1 protein-coding gene is annotated in these 599 nt (G+C 70.8%); it reads left to right on the plus strand.

The window, feature by feature from the left end; translation table 11 throughout:
* Positions 1 to 599: AAA family ATPase (locus AC1DWF_RS36430; RefSeq protein WP_476843310.1), on the plus strand; the 599-nt coding region annotated here is incomplete at both ends.

Genomic DNA, 599 nt, shown 5'->3' on the forward strand with positions numbered 1-599 from the left:
GGCCGAGGGCGCGCCACGCGCCGGCGGGCCGCTCGACCAGTTCTGCACGGACCTCAAGGCCCAGGCCAAGGCCGGCAAGATCGACCCGATCCTCGGCCGCGACGCCGAGATCCGGCAGATGATCGACATCCTCACGCGGCGCCGGCAGAACAACCCGATCCTCACCGGCGAGGCGGGCGTCGGAAAGACCGCTGTCGTCGAGGGCCTCGCCCTGCGCATCGCCTCGGGCGACGTGCCGGAGGCGCTGGCCAAGGTGAAGCTCATGTCGCTCGACCTCGGCATGCTGCAGGCCGGCGCGGGCATGAAGGGCGAGTTCGAGAACCGCCTGAAGGGCGTGATCGACGCGGCGAAGTCCTCGCCGGTTCCCGTCGTGATGTTCATCGACGAGGCGCACACGCTGATCGGCGCCGGCGGCCAGGCCGGCCAGAACGACGCGGCCAACCTGCTGAAGCCGGCGCTGGCGCGCGGCGAGCTCCGCTGCGTCGCGGCCACCACCTGGGCCGAGTACAAGAAGTACTTCGAGAAGGACGCCGCGCTTACCCGCCGCTTCCAGGTCGTGAAGGTCGAGGAGCCGACGCTGCCGCTGGCCAATGCCATGC

Source organism: Aminobacter sp. P4_D5, from assembly GCF_056401815.1.